1 protein-coding gene is annotated in these 1,043 nt (G+C 68.6%); it reads right to left on the bottom strand.

Annotation, left to right across the window (positions count from 1 at the left end; genetic code table 11):
* Positions 1–1,043: biotin/lipoyl-containing protein (locus AB0C59_RS34840; protein ID WP_363011880.1), on the bottom strand; the 1,043-nt coding region annotated here is incomplete at both ends.

Here is a 1,043-nt window from a genome sequence, read left to right as displayed (position 1 = left end):
GTGATGTCGCAGATGGCCGCGCCCGAGGTGATGGAGGAGCCGACCTCGGCGGTGAGGCCCTTGATGGTGCCTGCTTTGTGGGCGTTGAGGGGTTGTTCCATCTTCATGGCTTCGAGGACGACGATGAGGTCGCCTTCCTTGACTTCCTGGCCTTCTTCGACGGCGATCTTGACGATGGTGCCCTGCATGGGGGAGGCGAGGGTGTCGCCGGAGGCGGCGGGGCCGGACTTCTTCGCGGCGCGTCGTTTGGGTTTGGCGCCGGCGGCGAGGCCGGTGCGGGCCAGGGACATGCCCAGTGAGGAGGGCAGGGAGACTTCGAGGCGTTTGCCGCCGACCTCGACGACGACGGTCTCCCGGCCGGGTTCTTCGTCGGTGTCGGTGTCGGCGGGGTTGGTGAAGGGGGGGATGTTGTTGGTGAACTCGGTTTCGATCCAGCGGGTGTGGACGGTGAAGGGCTGGTCGGAGTTGTCGAGTTCGGGGGCGAAGGCGGGGTCGGTGACGACGGCGCGGTGGAAGGGGATGGCGGTGGCCATGCCGTCGATGTGGAACTCGGCGAGGGCGCGGGCGGCGCGTTGGAGGGCTTCTTTGCGGGTGCGGCCGGTGATGATGAGTTTGGCGAGGAGGGAGTCCCAGGCGGGGCCGATGACGCTGCCGGCTTCGACGCCGGCGTCGAGGCGGACGCCGGGGCCGGTGGGGGCGTCGAAGCGGGTGACGGTGCCGGGGGCGGGCAGGAAGTTGCGGCCGGGGTCCTCGCCGTTGATGCGGAACTCGATGGAGTGGCCGCGCAGGGTGGGGTCGTCGTAGCCGAGTGTTTCGCCGTCGGCGATGCGGAACATCTCGCGGACGAGGTCGATGCCGGCGACTTCTTCGGTGACGGGGTGTTCGACCTGGAGGCGGGTGTTGACCTCGAGGAAGGAGATGGTGCCGTCGGCGCCGACGAGGAACTCGACGGTGCCGGCGCCGATGTAGCCGGCTTCCTTGAGGATGGCTTTGGAGGCGGAGTAGAGCTGGTCGAGTTGGGCCTGGTTCAGGAACGGGGCCGG

Source organism: Streptomyces sp. NPDC048664 (assembly GCF_040650555.1).
GTDB lineage: Bacteria > Actinomycetota > Actinomycetes > Streptomycetales > Streptomycetaceae > Streptomyces.
This window is presented reverse-complemented; position numbering and strand designations above follow the sequence as displayed.